25 protein-coding genes are annotated in these 24,461 nt (G+C 42.8%); 12 read left to right on the top strand and 13 right to left on the bottom strand.

The window, feature by feature from the left end; genetic code table 11:
* Window positions 1-78: 78 nt before the first annotated feature.
* The 9 genes from GKS34_RS09050 to GKS34_RS09010 all read right to left on the bottom strand — a co-directional run bounded on the left by GKS34_RS09050 (window position 79) and on the right by GKS34_RS09010 (window position 8,313).
* On the bottom strand, window positions 79-1,392 hold the full coding sequence (locus GKS34_RS09050; protein WP_163384479.1) for an ABC transporter permease: 1,314 nt from the start codon (window positions 1,390-1,392) through the stop codon (window positions 79-81).
* Window positions 1,382-2,284: an ABC transporter ATP-binding protein gene (locus tag GKS34_RS09045; protein WP_163384478.1), complete on the bottom strand. Its 903-nt coding sequence runs from the start codon at window positions 2,282-2,284 to the stop codon at window positions 1,382-1,384. Before GKS34_RS09045 ends, GKS34_RS09050 begins: the two co-directional genes overlap by 11 nt.
* Before the next feature lie 53 nt (window positions 2,285-2,337).
* Window positions 2,338-3,225, bottom strand: coding sequence for a hypothetical protein (locus GKS34_RS09040; RefSeq protein WP_163384477.1), 888 nt, complete (start codon window positions 3,223-3,225; stop codon window positions 2,338-2,340).
* Window positions 3,226-3,297: 72 nt separating this feature from the next.
* The gene (gene dnaJ / locus GKS34_RS09035) at window positions 3,298-4,407 is read right to left on the bottom strand and encodes a molecular chaperone DnaJ (RefSeq protein ID WP_163384476.1); all 1,110 of its coding nucleotides are present in this window, start codon (window positions 4,405-4,407) and stop codon (window positions 3,298-3,300) included.
* Window positions 4,408-4,413: 6 nt separating this feature from the next.
* Window positions 4,414-5,001: a nucleotide exchange factor GrpE gene (locus tag GKS34_RS09030; RefSeq protein ID WP_163384475.1), complete on the bottom strand. Its 588-nt coding sequence runs from the start codon at window positions 4,999-5,001 to the stop codon at window positions 4,414-4,416.
* An 81-nt stretch (window positions 5,002-5,082) separates the two neighbouring features.
* Window positions 5,083-6,072: a GTPase ObgE gene (gene obgE / locus GKS34_RS09025; RefSeq protein ID WP_163384474.1), complete on the bottom strand. Its 990-nt coding sequence runs from the start codon at window positions 6,070-6,072 to the stop codon at window positions 5,083-5,085.
* Between the two features lie 118 nt (window positions 6,073-6,190).
* Entirely contained in the window at window positions 6,191-6,763 is a 573-nt protein-coding gene (locus GKS34_RS09020) for an adenylate kinase (protein WP_163384473.1), read from the bottom strand.
* A gap of 25 nt (window positions 6,764-6,788) precedes the next feature.
* Complete coding sequence (hpt, locus tag GKS34_RS09015; protein WP_163384472.1) at window positions 6,789-7,322, bottom strand: hypoxanthine phosphoribosyltransferase; 534 nt, start codon at window positions 7,320-7,322, stop codon at window positions 6,789-6,791.
* Window positions 7,323-7,395: 73 nt separating this feature from the next.
* A complete protein-coding gene (locus tag GKS34_RS09010) occupies window positions 7,396-8,313 on the bottom strand; it encodes an aminopeptidase (protein WP_163384471.1) in 918 nt (305 codons plus the stop codon).
* A 177-nt stretch (window positions 8,314-8,490) separates the two neighbouring features.
* On the opposite strand from GKS34_RS09010, the gene GKS34_RS09005 reads away from it, so the two are divergent.
* From GKS34_RS09005 to GKS34_RS08990, 4 genes are all read left to right on the top strand, one after another.
* Complete coding sequence (locus tag GKS34_RS09005; protein WP_163384470.1) at window positions 8,491-9,765, top strand: OmpA family protein; 1,275 nt, start codon at window positions 8,491-8,493, stop codon at window positions 9,763-9,765.
* 70 nt (window positions 9,766-9,835) lie between these two features.
* Window positions 9,836-10,486: a uracil phosphoribosyltransferase gene (gene upp / locus GKS34_RS09000; RefSeq protein ID WP_163384469.1), complete on the top strand. Its 651-nt coding sequence runs from the start codon at window positions 9,836-9,838 to the stop codon at window positions 10,484-10,486.
* Between the two features lie 14 nt (window positions 10,487-10,500).
* Complete coding sequence (locus tag GKS34_RS08995) at window positions 10,501-11,427, top strand: calcium/sodium antiporter (protein WP_163384468.1); 927 nt, start codon at window positions 10,501-10,503, stop codon at window positions 11,425-11,427.
* On the top strand, window positions 11,424-11,882 hold the full coding sequence (locus tag GKS34_RS08990; protein WP_163384467.1) for a hypothetical protein: 459 nt from the start codon (window positions 11,424-11,426) through the stop codon (window positions 11,880-11,882). The genes GKS34_RS08995 and GKS34_RS08990 overlap by 4 nt, the downstream gene beginning before the upstream one ends.
* Before the next feature lie 54 nt (window positions 11,883-11,936).
* On the opposite strand, the gene GKS34_RS08985 is transcribed toward GKS34_RS08990, so the two are convergent.
* From GKS34_RS08985 to GKS34_RS08975, 3 genes are read right to left on the bottom strand one after another with little or no spacing between them, the layout of a single operon-like run.
* Window positions 11,937-12,896 carry an FKBP-type peptidyl-prolyl cis-trans isomerase gene (locus GKS34_RS08985; RefSeq protein ID WP_163384466.1) on the bottom strand — a complete coding sequence of 320 codons (960 nt, stop codon included), beginning with the start codon at window positions 12,894-12,896 and terminating at the stop codon, window positions 11,937-11,939.
* 28 nt (window positions 12,897-12,924) lie between these two features.
* Window positions 12,925-14,253: an outer membrane beta-barrel protein gene (locus GKS34_RS08980; protein WP_163384465.1), complete on the bottom strand. Its 1,329-nt coding sequence runs from the start codon at window positions 14,251-14,253 to the stop codon at window positions 12,925-12,927.
* Window positions 14,234-14,782 (bottom strand): RNA polymerase sigma factor, encoded by a 549-nt coding sequence (locus tag GKS34_RS08975; protein ID WP_163384582.1) that lies wholly within the window; start codon window positions 14,780-14,782, stop codon window positions 14,234-14,236. The genes GKS34_RS08980 and GKS34_RS08975 overlap by 20 nt, the downstream gene beginning before the upstream one ends.
* Window positions 14,783-15,089: 307 nt before the next feature.
* Here GKS34_RS08975 and GKS34_RS08970 point away from each other — a divergent pair, with 307 nt between their 5' ends.
* From GKS34_RS08970 to GKS34_RS08945, 6 genes are all read left to right on the top strand, one after another.
* Window positions 15,090-15,812 carry a hypothetical protein gene (locus GKS34_RS08970; RefSeq protein WP_163384464.1) on the top strand — a complete coding sequence of 241 codons (723 nt, stop codon included), beginning with the start codon at window positions 15,090-15,092 and terminating at the stop codon, window positions 15,810-15,812.
* A 64-nt stretch (window positions 15,813-15,876) separates the two neighbouring features.
* On the top strand, window positions 15,877-16,755 hold the full coding sequence (lipA, locus tag GKS34_RS08965; RefSeq protein WP_163384463.1) for a lipoyl synthase: 879 nt from the start codon (window positions 15,877-15,879) through the stop codon (window positions 16,753-16,755).
* A 133-nt stretch (window positions 16,756-16,888) separates the two neighbouring features.
* Entirely contained in the window at window positions 16,889-17,479 is a 591-nt protein-coding gene (locus GKS34_RS08960; RefSeq protein ID WP_163384462.1) for an SPOR domain-containing protein, read from the top strand.
* Between the two features lie 107 nt (window positions 17,480-17,586).
* Window positions 17,587-19,287, top strand: a complete 1,701-nt coding sequence (gene recJ, locus GKS34_RS08955) for a single-stranded-DNA-specific exonuclease RecJ (RefSeq protein WP_163384461.1) — start codon at window positions 17,587-17,589, stop codon at window positions 19,285-19,287.
* Between the two features lie 2 nt (window positions 19,288-19,289).
* Complete coding sequence (gene lptB / locus GKS34_RS08950; RefSeq protein ID WP_163384460.1) at window positions 19,290-20,021, top strand: LPS export ABC transporter ATP-binding protein; 732 nt, start codon at window positions 19,290-19,292, stop codon at window positions 20,019-20,021.
* 16 nt (window positions 20,022-20,037) lie between these two features.
* A complete protein-coding gene (locus GKS34_RS08945; RefSeq protein WP_163384459.1) occupies window positions 20,038-21,555 on the top strand; it encodes a GH3 auxin-responsive promoter family protein in 1,518 nt (505 codons plus the stop codon).
* 334 nt (window positions 21,556-21,889) lie between these two features.
* Here GKS34_RS08945 and mazG read toward each other — a convergent pair whose 3' ends face one another.
* Entirely contained in the window at window positions 21,890-22,693 is an 804-nt protein-coding gene (gene mazG, locus GKS34_RS08940) for a nucleoside triphosphate pyrophosphohydrolase (protein WP_163384458.1), read from the bottom strand.
* A gap of 75 nt (window positions 22,694-22,768) precedes the next feature.
* On the opposite strand from mazG, the gene GKS34_RS08935 reads away from it, so the two are divergent.
* Together GKS34_RS08935 and glmM are read left to right on the top strand one after the other, a co-directional pair.
* Window positions 22,769-22,999, top strand: coding sequence for a hypothetical protein (locus GKS34_RS08935; protein WP_163384457.1), 231 nt, complete (start codon window positions 22,769-22,771; stop codon window positions 22,997-22,999).
* A 65-nt stretch (window positions 23,000-23,064) separates the two neighbouring features.
* Window positions 23,065-24,456, top strand: coding sequence for a phosphoglucosamine mutase (glmM, locus tag GKS34_RS08930; RefSeq protein WP_163384456.1), 1,392 nt, complete (start codon window positions 23,065-23,067; stop codon window positions 24,454-24,456).
* The last annotated feature ends 5 nt before the right edge of the window (window positions 24,457-24,461 follow it).

The raw sequence follows: 24,461 nt of genomic DNA, 5'->3' as shown, positions 1-24,461 counted from the left end.
CTCCCTCATTATTGCCTGTGAAACCAAAAAAATAGCTGAGAAAAGTTGCCTTGCTCTGCCGATAACGAATTCCGTGCTTTACCCGCTATCCTTTAGCCATTTCCATAACACTTTGTATCCCACCTTGGTACCATGCACCAGGATACCGATACGGTAAATCTTACCCGCCATCCAGGTAGTGGAAAGAAATCCAGCAACCAGCAGCCCAATAGATAGTGCAAGTTCCTGCCAGGGCACACCAAAACTGACCCTTCCCATCATCGCAACGGGAGAGGTAAATGGAATAATGGAGAGCCAATAGGACACCCGGCTATTGGGGTCGTCTAAGACAAAAATAAACAAGCCCATATAGGCGATTAATAGTGGGATGGTCACCGGAAACATAAATTGCTGGGCATCCGAGGGACTATCCACTGCTGCCCCTATAGCGGCAAAGAAAGCGCCATACAACAAATAGCCCCCCACGAAGTAAATCAGAAAAGTGATGGTCAACTGAAGAAAATCGATCCCCTGAACGAGCTGAACCATTTCGGCTATACTTTCTTGCCCAGTTTCAGGAAAAAGGCCTTCCTGTCCGGACATTTCGAGCATTTGTTGTTGTGGCATTTTCATGCCAAAATAGCCCATTACCAAAGAAGAAACAGCACTGATTAGGAAAATCCAGATCAAAAACTGCGTCAGCCCCACGGCACCAATACCCAGGATCTTGCCCATCATTAGCTGGAAGGGCTTAAGGGAAGATACCAGAATTTCAATAATCCGACTGGACTTCTCTTCAATGACGCCCTGCATGATCTGATTTCCGTAGACAAATATGAACGTGTAAATCAATATACCCGCTAAAAATCCAACCGCATAATTTACAATGCTATTGGAAACCCGTTCTCCGCCAGGTTCACCTACAATGATTGATTGAATGTTGACATTGGTTTTTAACGAAGACAAAACCGCCGGATCTATGCCGGATGCAAAAAGCCGAAACTCTTCAATTTTTTGTTTTAGGGAAGCTTCCAGGCTACTGACCATAGAGAGAGCAGGGGTCTCTTCACTGTAAAAAGTAATGCCCTGTGGCCTTTCCAGATTTAACTCGGGAATGTACAAAAATCCAAAACGTTGACCGTCCTGTACCAGATTTTTGGCTTCTTCAGGATTCAGACCACCGTAGGAAAAGGTATACATTTCGTTGCTCTCCAAAAAATAGGCATTATTTTCATCCACCACTTCGATTAATATAGGGGTCTCTGTGGAAGGATCCGATAGGGCTATCCAAAGAAAGAGCCCCAGAATAGTGGGAAAAATAAGCGGGGTGATGAGGGTAGCCAGTAAAAAGGATCTTTTTTTCACCCTGGCCAGGTATTCCCTTTTGATAACTAGAAAAATCTTACCTGGCATGACTTTCGTTTATTTTTTGGATGAAAATTTCCTCTATGCTGGGAATAATCTCTTCGAATCCCAGTATTTCACCGTACCCCATAAGTTCAGTAAGCAAGGTATTGGGTTGCCGCCCATTCAGGTCCATGGTAAATTCTTCATGGCCTTCCTTCATTTCCATATCTCCCCAGGGAACCACATTCCGATCTTCATTTCGAATAATTTTCACCCTGAACCGGTTGGTTTTTGCTTCGTTTTTTATGGTCTTGACCGGACCGTCCAGGATCTTCTGAGCCTGGTTTATCATGGCAATATGGTCGCAAAGCAATTCCACTGACTCCATGCGATGAGTGGAAAAAATAATGGTCGTCCCACGCCGCTTTAATTCCAGAATTTCGTTTTTAATGATTTCGGCATTAACCGGGTCAAACCCCGAAAAGGGCTCGTCCAGGATCAGTAGATCGGGTTGATGAAGCACCGTAGCTATAAACTGAACTTTTTGGGCCATGCCCTTGGAAAGATCCTGTATCCTATTTTCCTTCCACCTGCTCAGGTCCAGTTTGTCCAGCCACGCAGTAATTCGTTCTTTGGCATCCTGCTTTTTAAGCCCCTTAATTTGGCCGAAGTAGAGCAATTGCTCTTTGACTTTCATGGCTTTGTAGAGACCTCTTTCTTCAGGCAAATAACCGATATTCCGAACATGCCGCATTTTAAGTGGCTCTCCTTTTATAAGTATCTGTCCGGAATCCTGTTCGATAATCTGATTAACGATACGGATAAAGGTAGTTTTCCCTGCACCGTTCGGACCCAAAAGTCCAAAGATAAGGCCCTGTTCAACCGAGAGGTTGAAATCTTTGAGTGCCACATGAGCCCCATAGGATTTATTTAATGAACGAACGTTTAATAATTCCAATTAATTTCTTTTTTACCCATACAACCTGGCTCAGACATAATCAAGCCAAGTTTTCATTCCAAAGATACAGATCCCACGGAGACATCTATCAAAAAGGTCATGAGGTTTTTGGCATCGGCCTGATATCCCCGGCTTACATAGGTTTTTTCGCCGATTTCTTTGAGGTGACCCGGCACCTCGGTCCTACACATGGCTGTTGACTTAATTTTTACCAGATACGGAAGATCGCGGGAAGGAAGTTTAATATTAACGGTCCCCGCTCCCACCATTGCATTGACAGTCGTACGCCCGGCCATGGTGTCACCAAAAGAAAGGTTTAAGGAACCATAGTTGACGTCCAGGACCATCAGTTTCGCATTTGATAGCTGCAGGTCGTCTGCATACAGCGAACCCATATTTATGGCTACGGCCAGCGTATCCATAATTACCGAATTAGGTATCGGTTTGGAATAAGTTAGATACACATCCGCAGAAGCGGTCTTTATGATACAATTGGAAATGGGGAGATTTGCGAAATCCAGTCGCGCCTTACCTATCCCGAAATGCAGGTGGAGATCGTATAAAAAACTGGCGTCCAAGCCTACCTTCCATTCGTGGTCAAAATCATCATCTCCACTGGAAAATAGCCTATAAGAAAGGTTTTTGCTCAGGCTTTCAGATTCGACATTTTTGTGCTCCAATGCTGCGTAGAGAACACCATCAGCAAAATGGTGGGAAAAGGAAGGCAAAATGTTTACTTTTCCCAGTTCCGCATTTGCCTGAAAAGGCATGCCATCATACCCTCTTTGAATCGTGGAAACCCCCTTGTAACTGGAAAAGGAAAGGTTGACAAGGTTGATTCCCTCCCTTTCTTTCACCTCAAAATGCCTTTCAATCTGGGCCTCGGCGGAAATGATCAGGCAAGTGATCAAACTTATTGCTACAATCAATCCCTTAAACATACGGAATTAATACGATTGGGCTTCCAAAAGGTTTCTTAGAAAGAGAAAGGACCGGTTTCCGGCCAATCACTTTCAAAAGAATTCCTTTACCTTATCAAAGATGCTTTTTTCGGATTTCCCCGGATTGGGTCTGAAATTTTCCGAATCTCTGAGAGACTCTAATTTAGCCCTTTCCTCTTGGCTAAGGTCTTTTGGCGTCCACACATTCACATGAATTAGCTGATCTCCTTTGCCATATCCATTGAGTTCTTTAATACCTTTTCCTTTCAATCGCAGGATTTTCCCGGCCTGAGTACCGGGTTCGATTTTGATTTTCACTTTGCCGTCAATGGTAGGAACCTCGAGTGAAACACCCAGCGCCACGTCCACAAAACTCAGGTACAGATCATAAACGACATTATTTCCATCCCTTACCAACACCTCATCGGCTATCTCCTCGATAAGTATCAGCAGGTCACCTGGAACACCTCCCGGAGTTTCGTTTCCTTTTCCGGTCAGGCTCAGTTGCATTCCATCCGCAACCCCACCAGGGATGTTGATAGGAATGATTTCCTCTTTGATAACCAAGCCCCTGCCGTCAGCATTTGCAGGCTTTTTATCTACGGTTTGCCCACTGCCTTCACAGGCTGGACAAGTACTGGCAGAAACCATCTGTCCCAACATGGTATTGACGACCTTTTTGATTTGGCCGCTACCCTGACAAGTACTACAGGATTTAAATGTAACGCCATCGGCAATCATGTGACGCTTGACTTTAATCTTCTTTTCTACGCCGTGCGCCAACTCCCGCAGGTTAAGTTTGAGTTTTACACGAAGGTTAGTGCCTTTCTTGGTTCTGCGCGAGCCTCTACCCCCGCCGCCAAAGAAAGAGTCAAACCCTCCGCCGCCAAAAATGTCACCAAACTGGGAGAATATGTCATCCATATTCATGCCTCCGCCACCGAATCCACCGTTTCCGCTGACTCCCTGGTGCCCAAATTGATCGAATCGCTGTCTTTTTTCCGGATTACTCAGTACTTCGTAGGCTTCCGCTGCTTCTTTGAACTTATCTTCGGCTGATGGATCTCCCGGGTTTTTGTCCGGGTGATATTTGATCGCCAACTTTCTGTATGCTTTTTTTATTTCTTCAGGACTCGCACTTTTTGAAATGCCAAGAACCTCGTAATAGTCTCTTTTTGCCATAACTAATTATTTTCCAATTACCACTTTTGCATATCGCACGACTTTTCCAGCCAGTGTGTAGCCTTTTTCCACCACGTCTACAATTTTGCCTTTCATCTCTTCTGAGGGGGCAGGTATTTGGGTAATTGCTTCATGATATTCAGCGTCAAAGTCCTTACCAACCAAATCTTCCATGGGCTTCAACCCCCTGGAGGTAAGCATACGCAGTAGCTTGTTGTAAATCAATTTACTCCCGGCATGCTTTTGTTCTTCATCGTTGGAATTATTTTCGGCCTTGAAAGAACGCTCAAAATCATCCAGAACAGGTAAAATCTCCTGAATCAAATCCTGTGAGGCTGTATTTACCAGCTCCAACCGCTCCTTAGCCGTTCTTCTCCGGAAATTATCAAATTCGGAATATAACCTGACATATTTGTCTTTCAACTCTTGGTTTTCCTTTGCCAATTTGGCTGATTCAGACACTTCCGATTCCTCGGACTCATTGGAAAATTCCTTGTCCGTCTCCTGGTTTACTTCTCCTTCATTTACAGGATTTTCTGCCGTTTCCGTCTGTTCCAGGCCTTGTTCCTTATCTTCTTTCGCTCTATCTGTCATTATTATTTCTGTTTTTCAAAAATCCATTAACTATGAAACAATTAACCTGCCATATTTTTCATGTATGCCATTCTGACACGCTTACTGCAATGACTTCCAAATCAAGTCTTTGAGTTCAGGAAGTTGAAACCCCGTTACGGAGGAAATAAACAAATGGGGTACGCCTTTTGGAACTTCAGCTTCCAACGCTTTCATCAGTTCGTTATCCAGTAAATCTGCTTTGGATATGGCCAAAATTCTTCGTTTATCCAATAACTCCGGATTGTACTGTTCCAGTTCGGATACCAGGATACGATATTGCTCTCCCAGATGAGCAGCATCTGCTGGGACCAGAAAAAGTAAAATGGAGTTTCTTTCTATGTGCCGGAGAAATCGTAATCCCAAGCCTTTTCCTTCCGCCGCTCCTTCGATGATACCCGGAATATCTGCCATAACAAAGGATTGGTCCCCCCGGTAATCCACAACGCCCAGATTGGGCACGAGTGTGGTAAAAGCATAATCTGCTATTTCAGGTTTGGCAGCCGAAAGGCTGGCCAATAAAGTGGATTTCCCGGCATTAGGAAAACCCACCAGTCCCACATCTGCCAATAATTTCAATTCTAGAATAATCCATTCTTCCACCCCGTCTTCACCAGGCTGGGCATAATGCGGGGCTTGGTTGGTTGCCGTCTTAAAATGATCATTTCCCAAGCCTCCTCTTCCTCCAGGTGTAAGAATAAATTCCTGACCATCTTCGGTGATTTCACATCTGACTTCTCCCGATTCAGATTCTCTGGCAACGGTTCCGATCGGAACTTCCAGCACAATATCCTGTCCATCCGAACCTTTACGTCTCCCCCCTTCTCCGTTCTTTCCTCTTTCTGCGATGACGTGCTTTTTGTATTTGAGGTGTAGCAGTGTCCAAAGTTGCGAATTTCCTCTAAGTATGACATGCCCGCCACGGCCTCCATCTCCACCGTCAGGCCCCCCTTTAGGAACGTGCTTTTCTCTTCGAAAATGCACAGAACCATTACCACCTGCACCCGAACGGGAACAAAACTTCACATAATCAATAAAATTAGACCCTGCCACCTAGTTGTCATTTACATTTTGATTTTTTCATTTTCCAGCTCACTGTCCTTCAACTGCCCGGAAAAGAAAATGGCTAAGCGCTGATGCTTAGCCACAAACAATGATGCAAAGATACGGATTAATAATTATCTATAACAGCGCATATCTTTTGAAAAATTTCATCAATTGGTCCCACACCATGAATTTTGGCTAATTTTCCCTGCTTCTCGTAATAATTTGCCACAGGCAGGGTTTCCTCATTGTATACCTTTATTCGGTTGTTTATTTTTTCCTCAATCTGATCGTCTGCCCTTCCGGATGTTTTTCCCCTTTCTCTGATTCGCTTTTTCAGCTCTTCTTCAGGAACTTCCAGCGCTATCATCCCGGAAATTCGCGTCCCCTTTTTGGTCAATAATTCATCCAGAGCCTTGGCCTGTGCAACGGTACGGGGGAATCCGTCAAAAATAAACCCAGTCAAATCCGTCGTAGAATTGATTTTATCATCCACCATGCCAATGACTACTTCATCTGGGACAAGGTTCCCCTCATCCATGTACTTTTGGGCCAATTTTCCTAACTCCGTGCCTTCACCCAAATGTTTTCTAAATAAATCCCCGGTGGATATGTGTTCAACTTTATATTTTTCAATCAATTTCTCACTTTGCGTCCCCTTTCCTGCACCGGGAGGACCAAATAAAACAATATTCAACATAGGTTCATTTTTTTTGAATGGATTATTAGAATTCTGTTTTTTGATAAAGTTGTCGAAGATTCCTGCCCTGCCCTTTGTAATCCAATCCATAACCGATCACAAACAAATCAGGGATTTCAAATCCCGTATACCGAATGCGTATATTTTCTTTAAGCGCATTCGGTTTCAAAAACAAGCTTGCAATTTCCAGACTAGCGGGATTGCTGCTGCCAACCAGATCCAGGAGGTAGGACATGCTTTTTCCGGTATCTACGATATCTTCTACAATAAGTACGTCTTTACCTTCCAAATCGGTATCCAAACCTACTAATTCACGGACATTCCCCGTACTTTGGGTACCGGAATAGGAGGCTAATTTCACAAACGATACCTCCATCGGAAGTGTAATCCCCTTACAAATATCAGACATAAACATGAAACTACCGTTCAAAACGGCTAAAATCACCAATGATTTGCCCTTGTAATCCTCATTTATAGCCCTTGCCATCTGATTCACCCTATTAATAAGATCCTCTTCAGAGATAAAAGGCTTAAAAAAAAGGTCGTTGATTTTGATCATTTATATTCCATTTCCTTGTGCAGCAGGCCGTATATCAAAATTTATTTTCGAATAAAAGACATTTTCGAATCCATTACAAATTTTGCATTAAATATTGATACAATTTTACCATACATTCCAAATCAAAAAAAGCGGATTTTTCAGCTGGCGTATGTGGGTTTTCTTCGGCAATACCTATAAAACACCAATCCATGGGATAGGGGGATAACTGGATTTCCCTTCCGTCGCTCCCCCCGTGTGCTTCCACCTCCAATTGGTATGGGACAGCACTTTCATCGGCTTTTTGAATAATTCTGTCGAGAAAGCGCTTTCTGGGAATGTGGCTATCCCTAAGGGAAATGACGGCTCCTTCATTCAAATGGACACCATCGGTAACCCAGGTTACGTCTGCAATCAATGCCTGTCTGATGCCCCAATTTTCGTAAATAAAGCGAAGAAGAAAAGGCATGGACCCTCCACCGTGTTCCTCATAGGTACTGAATACAATTAATCCGTTTTCCAGTGTTTCGCACAATTTTAACAAGGCATACATGCCCAGTCTATTATCCAGGTAGGCGGCCTGAATATACCCGTCGGAGATCTTAATATCCTGTTCAAAGGACAGCAAGGTACCTCTTTGAATGCCCCTTGGAAAATCGTGAAAAAGATTACCGTCTTTTTCCTGAAGTTTACAACGGATGTCTCCTGCCTGATCCCTACCCTGTAACCAGGTGCCTTCTAAAATCTCAGGACCGCCTACAGGAACCAGTTGGTTTTCATACCTGCTAGTAAATCCTACGGTATCCATGTGGGCAAAAGCGGCAGTTCGTGGATTACCAAAAACCAAAATAATATTATCATGGAAATTTTGACCAAAAAAAATTTCCGGTGAAACATTCCATGATCTTTTTCGTTTTCCAATTTGGCCTATTAGGTAAGAGGATATTCTGGATTCATCACCCGAAACACTATTTAAGTGAAGAATTTCTTTCAATAAATTATCCATTGGCATAGTTTATGTTAAAATATTTTATAAATTTCGGGTCTACTATCCTTTTTATCGAAACAATTGAGATAGATCTTTAAAGTTCCCATAATTTAATATACATTTGTAACACAAACCGAGTAAAAGAACTAGTAGCAAACAAAATCAATTTAAAACACTGAATGTTGTAAAAAATTTTTTATCATGAAAAAAATAATACTATCAACACTAATGGCTGGTGCTTTAGCATTAGGTGCTAATGCTCAAGACGACTTCAACAAATGGTCCATAGAAGTAAATGGAGGGTTTAATAAACCAATGGCGCCAATGACGCCGGGTTATTATTCTCCGACACTTAACTTGGGCCATGTGGATTTGGGAGCCCGGTATATGTTCAACGAAAAATTTGGAACCAAACTTGATTTTGGTTTCGGTAGCTTTAGTAACGCTAGCGACACTCCTGATTTTTCTTCAAACTATTACCGATTAAACCTGCAAGGAGTAGCCAATCTGGGAAGAATAATGAATTGGGAAACCTTTTCTCAAACTTTCAACCTGCTGGGTCACTTCGGTGGGGGAATTGGAAGATTAACTCCCCAAGAAAATCAGTGGGCTGATTTCCAGGACAATCAGTATAACTTTATCACTGGGATGACATTGCAGGTTCGTCTAAGCGACCGCATTGCACTAAATGGAGATATTTCCAATATAGTTGCAGGAAGACAGGATGTTGCCTTTGATGGTGCGTCTTCGATCAATCCCGCCTCTGAAAATGGATACTATGGTGCTAATTCTGTCTGGTGGACAGGAACCGTGGGACTTACTTTCTACCTGGGTAGTAATCCTTCCCATGCAGACTGGTACCTGAGAGACAGTAAATATGCTACCAAAGAAGAACTAGCAACGCAGATCGGCGAGATCAAAGATATGTTGAAGGATTCCGATGGAGATGGTGTTCCGGATTACCTGGACAAAGAGCCTAATACACCAGCCGGTGCAAGGGTAGATTCTCATGGAGCAACCATGGATTCTGACGGTGATGGAATCCCTGATCACGTAGATAAGTGTCCTTTCGTTCCAGGTCCCGCTTCCTTAGACGGTTGTGCTCCTGATGATACTGAAGAAATCGATTACCTTGCTAAGGCTATCAACGATGGTTATGTGAACGTATACTTCGCATTCGATAGTGCCAAGCCACTTGGTTATTCTGCATCTTCTGCTCATTATGTTTCTAACTTTATGAAGCGTAATCCTGGAGTACAGGTAGAGCTTAAAGGATATGCGGATGAGCTAGGTCCTGAAGACTACAACATCAAATTGTCTGAAAGAAGGGCGAAATCTGTATACGATCTACTTGTAGCTTCCGGAATATCTGAATCCAGATTGAGTTACAAAGGGTATGGAGAAGATACCAGCGTAGACAAATCATCTGCAGATGCCAGACAAATGGCAAGACGAGTAAGCTTTGAGATTAAATAAGCACGAAATCAACTAAATAATGAAACCCGATCTTAATAGATCGGGTTTTTTTGTTTTAATTTGTTTCAGCATGCATATTTTAAACAAACAAAACTCAATTGCTAATCATTATCTGGCGGAGCTAAGGGATGCATCAGTCCAAAAAGACCGGATGCGATTTAGAAAAAACATGGAAAGGCTAGGTGAAATTCTGGCCTATGAGATTTCAAAATCACTTCCTTATAAGAAGTGTCGCATTTCGGGGCCATTTGGTCACATTGAAACGGATTTACTATCCGACCAACCAGTAATTATTTCCATACTTAGAGCAGCCGTCCCATTCTATCAGGGAGTCCTCAATTTTTTTGATAAGGCGGACAGCGGATTTATTGGTGCCTACCGTATGGAGGATGCTGAAAAGAAAAAGGACATTGAAATAAGCTTAAACTACCTGGCTGCTCCATCCTTACAAGACAAAACAGTGATCATGGTAGATCCCATGCTTGCGACTGGAAAATCATTCATAAAAAGTATCCAGCACCTCTTAGCAAATGGAAAACCAAAGCAAATTGAGATTGCAAGTGTCATTGCTGCGCCGGAAGGTGTTGCCTACATTCAAAAAAACCTGGACCTGCCCCATCGATTTTGGACAGGTGCATTGGATGAAAAGTTAAATTCACAATCATATATTATCCCCGGACTGGGAGATGCAGGTGATCTTGCTTTTGGTCCTAAACTTTAATAGAATTTCAGTACATGAGCTACTTACTTTTAGGAATCGGTCTGCTAGTCCTGTTACTTGGAGGGAAATTTTTAGTGGATGGTGCATCTTCGGTAGCTTCACGGCTGGGGCTGAGCCCCGGACTAATTGGACTTACCATCGTAGCTTTCGGTACCTCAGCACCGGAATTATTGGTAAGTATCACGGCTGCACTCAGAGGGGCAAGTGACATTGCCATCGGAAATGTGGTAGGAAGTAACATTTCAAACATCACACTCGTGTTAGGTATAAGCGCCTTAATCTATCCGATTTACATCGAGAAATCAACCCTGAAACTCGATTACCCATTTACGCTATTCAGCTCGTTGCTCTTTTTTGTTTTTGCATTGAATGGATTCATTTCCTTTACCGAGGGAGTCGTGTTATTGATTTGCTTTGTCTCACTAAATTGGTACTTTTTTAAAAGCATCGAGCGCGTAGAATTTTCGGAGGAGGATGCCGAGCAAATGAAAAAACAGCCGGTTTGGATCGCTATATTGCAGTTGCTGGGCGGTGCAGCGGGACTGTATTTTGGTTCAGATCTAGTGGTAGGCAATGCCACCTCTATTGCCCAGGCCCTGGGAGTCAGTGAACGGATCATTGGGGTGACGATTATTGCCATAGGAACAAGCCTTCCTGAGCTGGTCACGTCTGTCCTTGCTGCATTGAAAAAGGAAACGGCAATGGCCCTGGGAAATATTCTGGGGAGTAACATCATGAATGTGTTTTCCATCATAGGTTTTACCGCTATACTCAAACCCATTGCTGTCACTTCAAACTTTATTTCTTCGGATTTTATTTGGATGCTTGGGTTCACAATTCTCCTTCTTCCCATCATGCGTATAAATTACATCATTTCCCGACTCAACGGAGGTTTTTTAGTAGTGGGGTATTTATTGTACGTTTACCTGCTGGTTTCATGAATGAATACCTGATAACTTTTTTGGGCATCTATTTTCTTTGCCTGTTTAAATTTATTGCAGGACCTCTGCTGGGTTATGCAGCGGGCTTTGGCTTATGGGAGATAGTGGCTGTCACTGTATCCGGGATGATGACTTCTGTAGTCCTTTTTTCGTTTTTAGGAGAATGGTTTAAAAAAAACTGGACCTTAATCACTCGAAAGAAGGCAAAAAAATTTTCTAAAAAAAACCGGAGTATCGTACGTATATGGCACAAATTTGGAATTTGGGGCATTGCTTTTCTAACACCGGTAATATTGACACCTATAGGAGGAACGGTAGTCCTCACCTCCTTCGGTATCGGTAAAAAAAAGATCCTTATCACCATGCTCATCAGCTCCTTATTTTGGGCCATACTCTTTGGATTAAGTATCGAAAAGTTACTTGAAATCCCTTTTCTAAAAAAAATGTGGACATAAAAAAAGCGAACTTTGAAACCAAAGCTCGCTCTTATCATTTTCATTTTTTCAAAATTATTGGATCGCCAGAACTTCCGCTGTGAACCAAATCGGGGTAAATGGCTTTACCAGGTCAATTTGTTCACCCTTTTCGATCAGGTCCTCTCTGATGTCTTCCGGAAGGATCTGAATGGAATTGTCATAAGAGGCAAATGAGGTGGCCATTACCTCCACTTTTTCGTCTGGTAACACCCCTTTTAATCCTTCATTTAAGAACGTCAAACCTGAATTTCCAACTGAAATGGTTGTAGGCTGATTGGAAGTATAAGATTCAAAAACGGGTTCGGTTGCACCTAATTCAAACATCTCAAAATCTACCGATACATTACTTCCCAGTTTGGATTCAGATTTTGAGTCATCCCCCGGTTCCACAGATCTGAAATAAACACCTGCGGCCACTTCTTCAAACCCCTCCAGTTCATTTTCCTCAATGTATGCCTGAATCATGTCAACCTCTCTTTGTTGAAGTTCTTCTTCGGTGTACTTTTTATCGAATTTCAATTGGATTACCAGGTTCGATGCGGGTAAAATCAACTGCTGGTAACTGTAATTCCCAAAGGCCAGATAGGAAGGAGTGTATAGCATCATTTCCTCACCTTCCCTGGCCAGTCCTGCAGCATAGGTAATCGCAATTGGCCAGAGTCCGTCCTGACTGTATCTGAAAAATTTTGGTTCCTTCGATTCATCCAGGTAAGAATCGATTAACTGTCCGTCTATGGTTCTAATTTCATAATATATCCCAATATAATCTGCATTTACAAACTGAGCTGCCTCGGGGTTTTCCTGCGTTTTTTCATAGTAGAAACCAGATTGAGCCTTGGTGGCGTTGATATTATTGGAAGCGATGTATTCTTCCATTACGAGGTTGTCTCTGGTAATGGCCCGATCCAGGTCTGTTTCGGTTTCCTCTATACAAGAAGTCATTAGAACGGCGGCTAGCCCTACTGACCAGCCGAATCTGTTGGATAAAATCATGTTAAAATAGCTAAATTAATAATATGGTTTATTTATTTTTAAGGTTGAAATTCATGCGTAAGTTCACGCCTCCAATGGAAAATTGCTGGTCCGCAAAGGTAAGATTACTCAATGGTATTTTGTAAAAAGGCTCCAATGAAAAATAAAATTCGTCATTCAATTGATATTCGTAACCAAAGGAGATGTTTAATAAGCCGGCCAGGTCAGCCCCGCGGTGCCCAGACTCCGGTGTAATAACATTACTGAATTTCTGTGTGTTTGGTGCGTAATCAAGTGTTCCACTAAGGCTATTAGCTGAAAACAACGATTGCGCTTCATAGGTTTCGACCGTATTCTGTTCCAGGTATACCATGCTGGATAAGCCTGTAATCAAATAAATCCCGGTCTGCTTCTGGTCATACACCTTGTATTTTAAGTTTACCGGAATATCCAGAGAAGCAAAATTTAACCGGTAATCGGTATCAATGATATTGCTGTTGGCTCGCATATTATAGCTTGGAGACGCTGTCTCCTGTGGCAAGGACTGCAGGCTTTGCTGCGAAACGCTTTGATTGGCATATGCCAGGCCCACATCCAGCTTCAGTTTTCGGCTTAGAGATATCTCGGACATCACACCGGCACCCAGATTCATTCCGGATACTGGATTGGAGTTGGATTGAGGGCTTACCATAAGACCCACTTTAAAAGCTCCGGGTTCATTGGATTTGGCTTGGGACTCCGTTTCTTTCTCCTCTGCCTTCCACTCGGCTATCATTCTCTCAGCATCGGATGCTGACAGGGAACTCATTTCTTTGGGCCTAGATATTTTCCCAGAAAGAAATTCGGAATCGATTTTTTCCGTTACCGCTTCCTGAAACCCATCCCATGATTCGGCAAGAACCGTCGCCCAGAAAGTCCTACCTTCCGACTTCGCCTCTGGTACTTGCTCTAAAGGTCGCCTATTTGCGACTATTTCGCCCGGGTCGGAATCATACTCCTGCATGGTGATGGTTTCCTCCAAATTACCTGGATTCAAATTATTCTCAGAATGCCTTCCCAACTCCCTGGATTTTTCGGTTTCCTGGGTAGCCAGGTTACCTTTCTCCACAAAAGCCGGATTCTCAATAGAGATACTGTCCGTCAAGGCCCTGACTTTTTCATCAATTTTTTCATGCTCCGGAAAATAAATGAAGAAAAAAAGCAAGCTAGCTGCAATCCCTGCTCCTAAAAATGGCCAAAAAACCATCCATCCTTTCTTCTTTGGCTTGAAGTAGGCATTGGAAAATTTTTCCCATTCCAAGGGGTCAAAAGGCTCCTCATACGTGCTGAAGGAGGCTTTTATTTTCTCCACCAGTTTCTTATCGAACTGCTCCTTCATTTCTTATTTGATTGATTGTAATAATTTTTTCTCTTAATTTTTCTTTAGCCCTCGCCAGATAAGTTCGGCAAGTACTAGCGGGAATCCCAAGTTTCTCTCCTATTTCATGGTGTTTATACCCTTCGATTTCATACATGTTGAAAACCAACCGTAATGTTTCCGGTAGTTCTCCCAGAGACCGTAAGATATCCTCCCTGGAAAGCTCATCGATTACTCCGGGATCACAGGTTTCTGCCCCTGCTTTATCAATATCCATGGCCGAATAATGCTTGAGATTTTTTCGGTAATAGTCCACAGAGGTATTGATGATAATCCTTCGAAACCATCCTTTGAAGGAGTTTTCCAATGAAAACTGTTCCAACTTATCAAATGCTTTCATAAAACTATCGTTGACGATTTCACAAGCTTCCTCCCTGCTTCCGGAATACCTCAGCGCAATGCTCATAGCATAGCCATAAAAGTGCCTGTAAAGCCTTTCTAACGAATTTTTATCTCGTTTCTGCGCTTTCTGTATGAGGTCTTTCTCCAAAAGCCTGTCTTTAATATCAAATGGGTTCGTCCTCCAGACGGAAACCCTTCCGGAAACGCTACAATACCCTGAATAATTTTTTAACAATAAAAGAATTAAAAGGACTTAGCTTGATTATCCCTGAAACTAAAACCATTCCACAAATTTTTCACTTATTACCCTGCTATTCCTTCCCTGCCTGCCCCCATAACGGTTTCAGTCCGGCTAACTTTTGTTTGTTGGTATAATCTGATTATTTTTAGTCCTCCAACGGTAACAATGCGCACAAAAATAGCGTTTATTTCCATGATCATCTATGAGGGATAAAATGAAATATTTACTAATTCTGGCTTTGGCCCTGCTGGCTATGAATCCTTTGCATGCGCAAAGAGGAGAAGCCGGTGACTATGACTATGACAACGAAGTGTTGTTTGGTATTAACAAAAACACCAATGGAGGTCTAATCGGAGGGGTAAGTTTCAAGCTGGGTTCCCGAATTGATGATAATTTATTCCAGTTCTTTAATCTCGAACTGGCAAATGTCAAAAACCCCAAGGAAGTCCGGTATCCTACGGTTTTGGGTAATAGCTACATTTTCGGAAAATCAAATTACCTATACGCGATCAGACCTCAATACGGTAGAGAAATCCTCGTTTTTAAAAAAGCGCCGCATCAAGGAGTTCAAATTTCGCTCTTAGGGGCCATTGGTCCCTCCATCGGCCTTATTGCCCCCTATTTTATCGAATACTCGCTCAATCGCACCGAAACAGTACGGGAGCAGTACGACCCAGCTGTCCACCAAAGCAGATTTAATGTATTGGGTCCGGGAAGGCTTTTTGAAGGCATTGGCGATTCGGAGATTGCATTTGGGGGCAATGCCAAGGCTGCCATGACCTTTGAATTTGGTTTTTTTAAATCGAATGTCACGGGAGTGGAACTGGGATATCAATTAGAGGGTTTTACTAAAGAAATCCCGTTGATGCCGACTACCGAAAACAGACAGGTTTTTCAATCCGTCAATTTTACCCTTTTTTATGGGTTCAGAAGGTAGCAGGACCGGGGTTTTTGGGATGGGCTGCGTAAACATTAATTTTAGACAGATTTAAACGACCGATATGATAGAACTACCGGTAATATCAGAATCACAAACCAAAAAGAAAAAACCCGACTGGCTAAGGGTAAAATTGCCTCTCGGTAAAGAATACGCCAAAGTACGCAAGCTGGTGGACGAACATAAACTGAACACTATCTGCGAAAGTGGTAGTTGCCCCAATATGGGGGAATGTTGGGGTGCAGGTACGGCCACGTTTATGATTCTCGGAAATGTATGTACCCGCTCTTGTTCTTTCTGTGCAGTAGCTACTGGAAGGCCTCCCGAATACGATGAGGACGAACCCAGGAGAGTGGCTGAGGCCATCCAACTAATGCAGGTAAAGCATGCCGTGATTACTTCAGTAAATCGGGATGAGCTCAAGGACAGGGGAGCAGAGATCTGGTACAATACCGTAATAGAAACCAAAAAGCTTTCTCCTGAAACCACCATCGAAACCCTCATTCCAGATGTAAAAGGCAATTGGGATGCCTTGTATCGGATGATCGGTGCGGGACAGGAAGTAGTATCTCATAATGTAGAAACGGTAGAAAGACTGTATCGAAGAGTACGCCCGCAGGCAAAATACCATCGTTCCCTGGAACAGATCAAGCTGACCAAAGAGTTTGGCAAACGTACCAAAACTGGAATCATGCTTGGGTTGGGAGAAAAAAAGGAAGAAGTTCACCGGGCAATGGATGATTTGGTAGCTCATGGCTGTGATATTTTAACCCTTGGCCAATACCTGCAACCTACCCGAAGGCATATTGAAGTGGCGGAGTTCATTCATCCGGAGCAATTTGAGGCCTACCGGGAAACAGGGCTGGAACGCGGATTAAAATATGTGGAATCGGGACCATTGGTCCGATCCTCGTACCATGCTGAGCGGCACGTGAATGTATGATATAAAGCGGTTCTTTGGTAAAGGAACCGCTTTTTTTGATCGATTTATCCTGGAAAAAAAGAATAATGGTTTATTTTTTGTAATTTAAGGATGTTCCCGGTTAACGTAACCCGGATTTTAAATAGGCTTTAAAATGAACACATACAAACTATTTTTAGTACTCCTGATGGCAGGGCTGCTGTTTCATTGCTCTCCAAAAACTATGGGCGGCTTAAGTAAAGAAGAATACAATGCTTGGAAACAGAAGAAGAAAGAATTGACCCCGGAGAATTACAAAGCTCTGCTGGAACAAAATGACAGCCTTTCCGAAGAAAACGAACATCTTTCGGAAAAAGAGAGCTACCTGAATCAGGTAATCGAAAGAAAAGACAATGAAATTAATCGTCTCACGAGCCAAATTTCAAAAATAAAAGAGGAAGGCCCGAAACTAAATTCAGTCTCCAATGCGCCAGACCCCTGGGATAAAGGAGTGGTATTCAGAGTCCAGTTGGCAGCCTTCGACGATTTTGACCTACGCGAGCTCACCGAAAATGGGAGTGATCTCAAAATCATCGATCAGGATGGGTATATTAAGTACGTTCTGGGTCAGTTTCGGGACTACGAGATGGCCGATAAGTTCAAGAAAAAACTAAGGAAGATTGGCGTCAATGAAGCATGGATCGTGCCCTACAGGGATGGGAAAAGGGTGCCTTTAAAAGAAGTTCTCACTGAAGTTATCGACTAATTTTAAGCAGCTCTCTCCCTGATATTTGGGCCAATCGTTCGCTTTTTAAAAAGGATAATGGAATTTTTTTCGTAGGAACGCTGGTTTCTTTTGTAATTTACACCTGTATGGACTTTAGATGGAAACTTAAAAGTAAGGCGAGGCCAGAAATAGTAGAATACCTCAGCAATGAAATAAACGTAAACCCAACCCTGGCCAATATGCTGGTCAATAGGGGCATCGAAAATTTTCAACAAGCCAAAGATTATTTCCGTCCGGACCTGGATAAACTCCACGACCCCATGCTCATGAAAGACATGGATAAGGCCGTCCAAAGACTTGTTCGTGCCATTCAAAATCAAGAACCCATATTAATCTATGGGGATTATGACGTGGATGGAACCACTTCCGTCTCCCTATTTTACAGTTTTATTAAGTCCTTTTACTCCAACGTCTGCTTCTACATTCCGGATCGGTACAAGGAGGGCTATGGGATTTCTGAAAAAGGTGTTCGGTATGCCGCAGAAAATAACTTCAAACTACTGATTTCGCTGGACTGCGGTATTAAAGCCCTGGATAAAATTGAGCTGGCTAATGAATTGGGCCTCGATTGTATCATTTGTGACCACCATACGCCGGGCGAAACCCTCCCTCAGGCCGTTGCAGTATTGGACCCAAAGCGCAAAGACTGCCCTTACCCCTACAAAGAATTGAGCGGCTGTGGGGTAGGGTTTAAGTTAGTTCAGGCCTTCAGCGAATTTACCGGCAGGAGTCAGGCCAACCTGCATACTTACCTGGATCTGGTGGCAGTCAGCATTGCTTCTGATATTGTACCTATTACCGGAGAAAACCGGATTCTTGCCTATTATGGATTGGAAAGGCTTAATAATAACCCAAGACCCGGAATCAAAGCCCTGCTGTTAAAAGGAAAAGTAGAAAAGGACATTAATATTACGGATATTGTCTTCAAGATCGGTCCACGAATAAACGCCTCAGGGCGTCTCGAACATGCCAAAGCGTCGGTGGAATTATTGATTTCAGGGACTCTGGACGAAGCAATAAGACGTGCCGAACTCGTAGAAGACGTGAATGCGGCCAGGAAAAATTTTGACGAAAACATTACCCGGGAAGCCCTGGAAATGATAGAAAATCAGGAATTAAACGGTTCTTTTAAAAGTACTGTGTTATTTAAGGAGGATTGGCACAAGGGTGTAATCGGAATTGTGGCCTCTCGCTGCATTGAGAAATATTACCGACCCACCATTATTTTGACCGAGTCCAATAGCAAAGCGACCGGAAGTGCCCGCTCGGTTTTCGATTTTGATATCTATGAGGCCATAGAAGCCTGTAGTGACCTGCTGGAACAGTTTGGTGGCCATAAGTATGCGGCGGGTTTAACCCTTTCTGTCGAAAATGTACCGGCTTTTCAGAAAAAATTTGAAACGATCGTCAGCGAACGAGTCAGTGAAATTCATCTCAAACCAATCCAGGAAATTGACGACGAATTGATTCTGGACCAAATTAACTACAAATTTTATAATATTCTGAAGCAGATGGCTCCTTTTGGTCCTGGTAATCCAGAGCCGGTATTTTGTGTAAACCAGGTGTATGCAGAAAACGTGAGAATATTAAAAGAGAAACACCTTCGCTTTGAAATCATACAGGATGGTCAAAATACCCGGCCAGTTTGTATTGGTTTCGGTTTTGCAGAATATTACGAATTGCTAAATAGTAAAATGCGCTTTAATATCGCATTTGAAATCAGAGAAAACACCTTTAGGAACACAAGCAGCCTGCAATTGTACGTAAAGGATATCAAATTTGACTAACTATGATACTTCGGGCGGAAAACCTGGTAAAAATTTATAAGAAAAAAAAGGTCGTAAACGATATCTCTGTATCCGTGGAGCAAGGGGAAATTGTGGGGCTTTTGGGGCCCAATGGTGCGGGTAAAACCACTTCCTTTTACATGATCGTAGGGCTGATCCAGCCCAACGGGGGCAGGGTTTTTCTGGACGAAGAAGAAATCACTCCCCTTCCCATGTATCGAAGGGCTAAGTTGGGAATTGGGTATCTGGCTCAGGAAGCTTCCGTATTCCGTAAACTCAGCGTCGAGGAAAACATCATGGCGGTTTTAGAAATGACCTCACTTCCCAAAAACGAGCAGAAAGAGAAAGTAGATCAGCTATTGGAAGAGTTTAGTCTGACACATGTACGGAAGAATTTAGGTATGGTCCTTTCGGGAGGAGAGCGGCGCAGAACAGAAATTGCCAGAGCACTATCTGTAAATCCGAAGTTTGTGTTGTTAGATGAGCCATTTGCGGGGGTAGACCCCATCGCAGTAGAAGAAATCCAATCCATTGTCGCGAAGCTCAAGGACAAAAATATTGGCATCCTAATAACCGATCACAATGTCAACGAAACGCTTTCTATCACCGACAGGGCCTACTTAATGTTTGAAGGAAGACTTCTCAAAGCAGGAACGGCTGAAGAATTGGCAGCAGATGAGCAGGTTAGAAAGGTTTACCTTGGTAAAAACTTTGAGTTAAAAAGAAAAATTTAAACGGAATCCTTTCAAAATGGAAGTCATCAATACCTTTATGACCTGGATCTTCAAGAACCGTATCGGTCAGATAGAAAAATTTAAAAACAACCCGCTGGAAATCCAGCACGAGATCTTATTTAAATTAATCCATACAGCCAGAAGTACCGAATTTGGAAAAAAACACCACTTCCGGCAAATTTCCTCTTATAAAGATTTCAACCAATGGGTTCCGGTTCATGATTACGAAAGTATGATGCCGTACATACAGCAAACCATGCAGGGCCAGCAAAATGTGATATGGCCTTCCCCAATTAACTGGTTTTCCAAATCCTCCGGTACCACCTCCTCACGAAGTAAATTTATTCCTGTTTCGCCGGAAAGTCTGGAGGAATGCCACTTTAAGGGTGGGAAAGACATGCTTTCCTTATATGTAACCAATTACCCAAATACCAAGTTGTTTACTGGTAAAAGCCTTACCATTGGTGGAAGCCTACAGACCAATCACCTTGATTATAATAAAAACAGCTCCTACGGTGACATTTCGGCTGTGATTATGCGGAACCTTCCCAAATGGGCCCAACTTGCCAGAACCCCCAGTTTGGACGTTGCTCTTATGAGCGAATGGGAAGAGAAAATTAACAAAATGGCCAACGAAACCCTGAAGGAAAATGTGACCAGTCTAACCGGAGTCCCCACCTGGACACTGGTGCTGATCAAAAAGGTAATGGAAAAAACCAAATGCGATAATATCCTGGAAATCTGGCCAAATTTGGAAGTCTTTTTTCACGGAGCAGTAGCCTTTGGTCCCTACCGAAACTTGTTTCAAAAACTAATTCCCTCTCTGGAAATGCATTACATGGAAACGTATAATGCCTCTGAAGGATTTTTTGGCATACAGGACCAGATAGATAGTGACGAACTACTTTTGATGCTGGATTATGGTATATTTTATGAGTTTATCCCCATGGAAGACCTTGAAAGTGAAAACCCTACCGTCATTCCATTAGACGAGGTAGAGACCGGAATAAATTACGCCATGCTTATTTCCACCAACGCCGGATTGTGGCGATACAAAATAGGAGATACTGTAAAATTTACCTCTACCCTTCCCTATCGCTTAAAAATATCCGGGCGCACCAAACATTTTATTAATGCCTTCGGTGAGGAGCTAATTGTGGAAAATGCAGAACAAGCCATCGAAAACACGTGTAAAATTACAGGTGCCGATATCAGCAATTTTACGGCTGCACCCGTCTATTTCGGTGAAAATCAGGAGCAAGGTACCCACGAATGGATCATCGAATTTATTCAATTTCCCCGGGACAAGGATACTTTTGTACAGGTGCTGGACGAAGAACTGCGAAAAGTAAATTCCGATTATGACGCCAAACGGTATCGGGACATGGTATTGAAATTACCCATCGTCCATTTTGCATCAGAAGGAATATTCGAAACGTGGCTGAGATCCAAAGGAAAATTAGGAGGGCAAAATAAAGTGCCCCGATTATCCAATAGCCGGGACTACGTGGACGAGGTCTCCAAACTACTGTAAATCCCTGTTGATTGGAACAAAATTTAATTCTACCTTAAGCAGTGATTACAGCAGAGACCTGGTTGAAAAAACAAGCAACGAATCGTCAAAAACCCCTCTCATTTGAATGGATTTAATGAATGAAAAAACCAAACTTTTTTTATCCACATTTTACATAAGTTATACACAGACCCTTGTGAAGGTATGCTAAATACCTGATTTTCTTTATTTTAAACATTTATTAAAATTCTACAAATGTGGATAAACTAAATATATCCCAATTTAATTAAGCTTTTGTTAGGTCACTTAAGGTGGATAACCCTGTTGCCAGAATTATATTTCAAAAACTCCTTTCTCACCCCTTTTTTTTGGCTGCTTCCCAGTAAACATCCATTTCTGCCAGGGACATATCCGCAAGGGATTTTCCGGCATCTTTTGCTGCTTCTTCCAAATATTGAAACCGATGAATAAACTTTCTATTGGTGCGTTCCAAAGCCTCTTCCGGATTTACCTCCACGTATCGGGCGTAATTAATCAGGGAAAAAAGTAAATCCCCAAATTCGGCAGTCGCTGCCTCTTTATCGGGAAGCCCGGTATCCATCGCGTCCAGGGTTTCTTTAAATTCCTTCATTTCCTCTTCCACCTTCTCCCATACCTGATACTTGTTTTCCCAATCAAATCCAACTCCCCTGGCTTTTTCCTGGATACGCATGGCTTTGATTAAGGCCGGCAGGGATCTGGGCACGCCTCCAAGGACGCTCTGGTTTCCTTTTTCCTTCAGTTTGATTTTCTCCCAATTTTGCTTGACCGCCTCCTCATCCTCGGCCACAGCATCTCCATAAATATGCGGATGCCTTCGAATTAATTTTTCGTTCAACTGCTGGATTACCTGCCCGATATCAAACGCATCCTTTTCGTCACCCATCTTGGCGTAAAACACAATATGAAGTAAAATGTCGCCCAATTCTTTTTTGACCTCCTCCAGGTCCCGGCCCAGAATAGCATCGGAAAGCTCAAAGGTTTCTTCAATGGTCAGGTGCCGCAGGCTTTCCATGGTTTGTTTTTGGTCCCAGGGACATTGCTCTCTGAGCTCGTCCATGATCGTCAGTAAACGGTCGAAAGCAGCAAGCTGCGATTTCCTCTTTTCAGATGGCTGCATAAAATTGATAGGAAACTTAAAATTAGGTATGAACGTTTTGAAAGTAATACGTAAATTTGCAGAAATATATTTGATATGACAACCGTATATTTAACATTGGCATTTCTGGCTATTTTTTTCATTTTGATGTCCGTAAGGATTATTTTCCTTAAAAACGGGCAGTTTAAAGGTACCTGTGCTTCTCAAAACCCCTACCTGAATAAGGATGGTGAAACCTGTGGCTACTGTGGAAAAAAAGTAGATTCCGATGCTTCCTGTGGCAACCCCGACAACGAGGTTGACAAGGTCTTGGCCCGTTTTAAATAAAGTATTCATTCAACTGTCAATAGAACCCAACTAACTTTTATACATTCTTTCTTAAATTCTTTTCTGTGACATTAATTAAATCAATTTCAGGAATACGGGGTACCATAGGCGGTAAACCCGGGGAGGGCCTGACTCCCTTGGATATTGTGAAATTTTCCGCAGCATATGGTGCCTGGGTATTGGAAAACTCCGAAAAGAAGAAAATTGTAATCGGCAGGGATGCTCGATTATCTGGAGAAATGGTCGCTCAACTGGTGGCCCAAACCCTTCTAGGGATGGGAATTGACGTGCTTGACCTGGGACTGAGCACTACCCCTACGGTGGAACTGGCAGTACCGAGGGAAAATGCAGGAGGAGGAATTATCGTGACAGCGAGTCATAACCCCATACAATGGAATGCGCTGAAGCTTCTAAACCAGCAAGGTGAATTTATTTCTGAAAAAGAGGGGCAGGACGTACTGGAAAAAGCTGCACAGGATAATTATCAGTTTGCCGAAGTCCGTAAATTAGGAAATTATAGCAAAAATGATGACTACCTTGACTTTCACATTAAGCATGTTCTTGATTTGGAGTTGGTAGACCCTGAAGTCATTGCCGCCCGGAAATTTAAAATAGTAGTGGATTGTGTCAACTCCACCGGGGGACTAGTGGTTCCGCAGCTATTAAAAGCTTTGGGCGTAGAAGTAGTAGAAGAGCTTTTCTGTGAACCTACTGGTGATTTTCCACACAATCCAGAACCCCTTCCCCAGCATTTGCGGGACATTTCTCTGAAATTAGAAAATGGTAATTTCGATTTGGGAATAGTGGTAGACCCGGATGTGGACCGATTGGCCTTCCTGAATGAAGATGGAAGTTTTTTTGGAGAGGAATACACCTTGGTAGCCGTGGCGGATTACGTGCTTTCCTGCCAAAAAGGAAATACCGTTTCCAACCTAAGTTCTACACGTGCCTTACGAGACGTAACTGAAAAAAGGGAAGGAACTTACCAGGCTGCGGCCGTTGGAGAAGTAAATGTGGTAACTCAAATGAAATCCAGCAATGCGATAATTGGTGGGGAAGGAAACGGAGGCGTGATTTATCCTGAATCCCATTATGGGCGGGATGCACTGGTCGGAATTGGCTTGTTTCTTACCCATCTGGCGAAATTCGGCAAATCCGCTAGTCGTCTCAGAGCCAGCTATCCCAATTATTTCATCTCCAAAAATAAAATTGAGCTCACCCCTGCAATCAACGTAGACAGCATTTTGGAGAAAATTCAATTGAAATACCAGAAATACCCCATCAACACCATTGATGGGGTGAAAATAGAATTCGAAAAAGAATGGGTGCACCTTAGAAAGTCCAACACAGAGCCCATTATCCGTATTTATTCCGAATCCGAAACAGCAGCCACCGCCGAACACCTGGCTAATAAAATAATGCTGGATATCAAAGAGATCATCGCAGAGAAAAACTAATTTCC

Source organism: Cyclobacterium jeungdonense, from assembly GCF_010994275.1.
Classification (GTDB): Bacteria; Bacteroidota; Bacteroidia; order Cytophagales; family Cyclobacteriaceae; genus Cyclobacterium; species Cyclobacterium jeungdonense.
The sequence above is the reverse complement of the archived record's forward strand: the minus strand, read 5'-3'. Positions and strand labels throughout refer to the sequence as shown.

Bases quoted from the DNA above. Each gene is read 5' to 3' on its own strand.
- GKS34_RS08945 (WP_163384459.1), top strand. From the start codon at position 20,038: ATGGAAGTCATCAATACCTTTATGACCTGGATCTTCAAGAACCGTATC.
- GKS34_RS08990 (WP_163384467.1), top strand. From the start codon at position 11,424: ATGAATGAATACCTGATAACTTTTTTGGGCATCTATTTTCTTTGCCTG.
- hpt (WP_163384472.1), bottom strand. From the start codon at position 7,322: ATGATCAAAATCAACGACCTTTTTTTTAAGCCTTTTATCTCTGAAGAG.
- GKS34_RS09040 (WP_163384477.1), bottom strand. From the start codon at position 3,225: ATGTTTAAGGGATTGATTGTAGCAATAAGTTTGATCACTTGCCTGATC.
- GKS34_RS08980 (WP_163384465.1), bottom strand. From the start codon at position 14,253: ATGAAGGAGCAGTTCGATAAGAAACTGGTGGAGAAAATAAAAGCCTCC.
- lptB (WP_163384460.1), top strand. From the start codon at position 19,290: ATGATACTTCGGGCGGAAAACCTGGTAAAAATTTATAAGAAAAAAAAG.
- GKS34_RS09010 (WP_163384471.1), bottom strand. From the start codon at position 8,313: ATGCCAATGGATAATTTATTGAAAGAAATTCTTCACTTAAATAGTGTT.
- GKS34_RS09050 (WP_163384479.1), bottom strand. From the start codon at position 1,392: ATGCCAGGTAAGATTTTTCTAGTTATCAAAAGGGAATACCTGGCCAGG.
- mazG (WP_163384458.1), bottom strand. From the start codon at position 22,693: ATGCAGCCATCTGAAAAGAGGAAATCGCAGCTTGCTGCTTTCGACCGT.
- lipA (WP_163384463.1), top strand. From the start codon at position 15,877: ATGATAGAACTACCGGTAATATCAGAATCACAAACCAAAAAGAAAAAA.
- GKS34_RS08985 (WP_163384466.1), bottom strand. From the start codon at position 12,896: ATGATTTTATCCAACAGATTCGGCTGGTCAGTAGGGCTAGCCGCCGTT.
- recJ (WP_163384461.1), top strand. From the start codon at position 17,587: ATGGACTTTAGATGGAAACTTAAAAGTAAGGCGAGGCCAGAAATAGTA.
- dnaJ (WP_163384476.1), bottom strand. From the start codon at position 4,407: ATGGCAAAAAGAGACTATTACGAGGTTCTTGGCATTTCAAAAAGTGCG.
- GKS34_RS08960 (WP_163384462.1), top strand. From the start codon at position 16,889: ATGAACACATACAAACTATTTTTAGTACTCCTGATGGCAGGGCTGCTG.
- GKS34_RS08935 (WP_163384457.1), top strand. From the start codon at position 22,769: ATGACAACCGTATATTTAACATTGGCATTTCTGGCTATTTTTTTCATT.
- upp (WP_163384469.1), top strand. From the start codon at position 9,836: ATGCATATTTTAAACAAACAAAACTCAATTGCTAATCATTATCTGGCG.
- GKS34_RS09030 (WP_163384475.1), bottom strand. From the start codon at position 5,001: ATGACAGATAGAGCGAAAGAAGATAAGGAACAAGGCCTGGAACAGACG.
- GKS34_RS09005 (WP_163384470.1), top strand. From the start codon at position 8,491: ATGAAAAAAATAATACTATCAACACTAATGGCTGGTGCTTTAGCATTA.
- GKS34_RS08970 (WP_163384464.1), top strand. From the start codon at position 15,090: ATGAAATATTTACTAATTCTGGCTTTGGCCCTGCTGGCTATGAATCCT.
- GKS34_RS08995 (WP_163384468.1), top strand. From the start codon at position 10,501: ATGAGCTACTTACTTTTAGGAATCGGTCTGCTAGTCCTGTTACTTGGA.
- GKS34_RS09020 (WP_163384473.1), bottom strand. From the start codon at position 6,763: ATGTTGAATATTGTTTTATTTGGTCCTCCCGGTGCAGGAAAGGGGACG.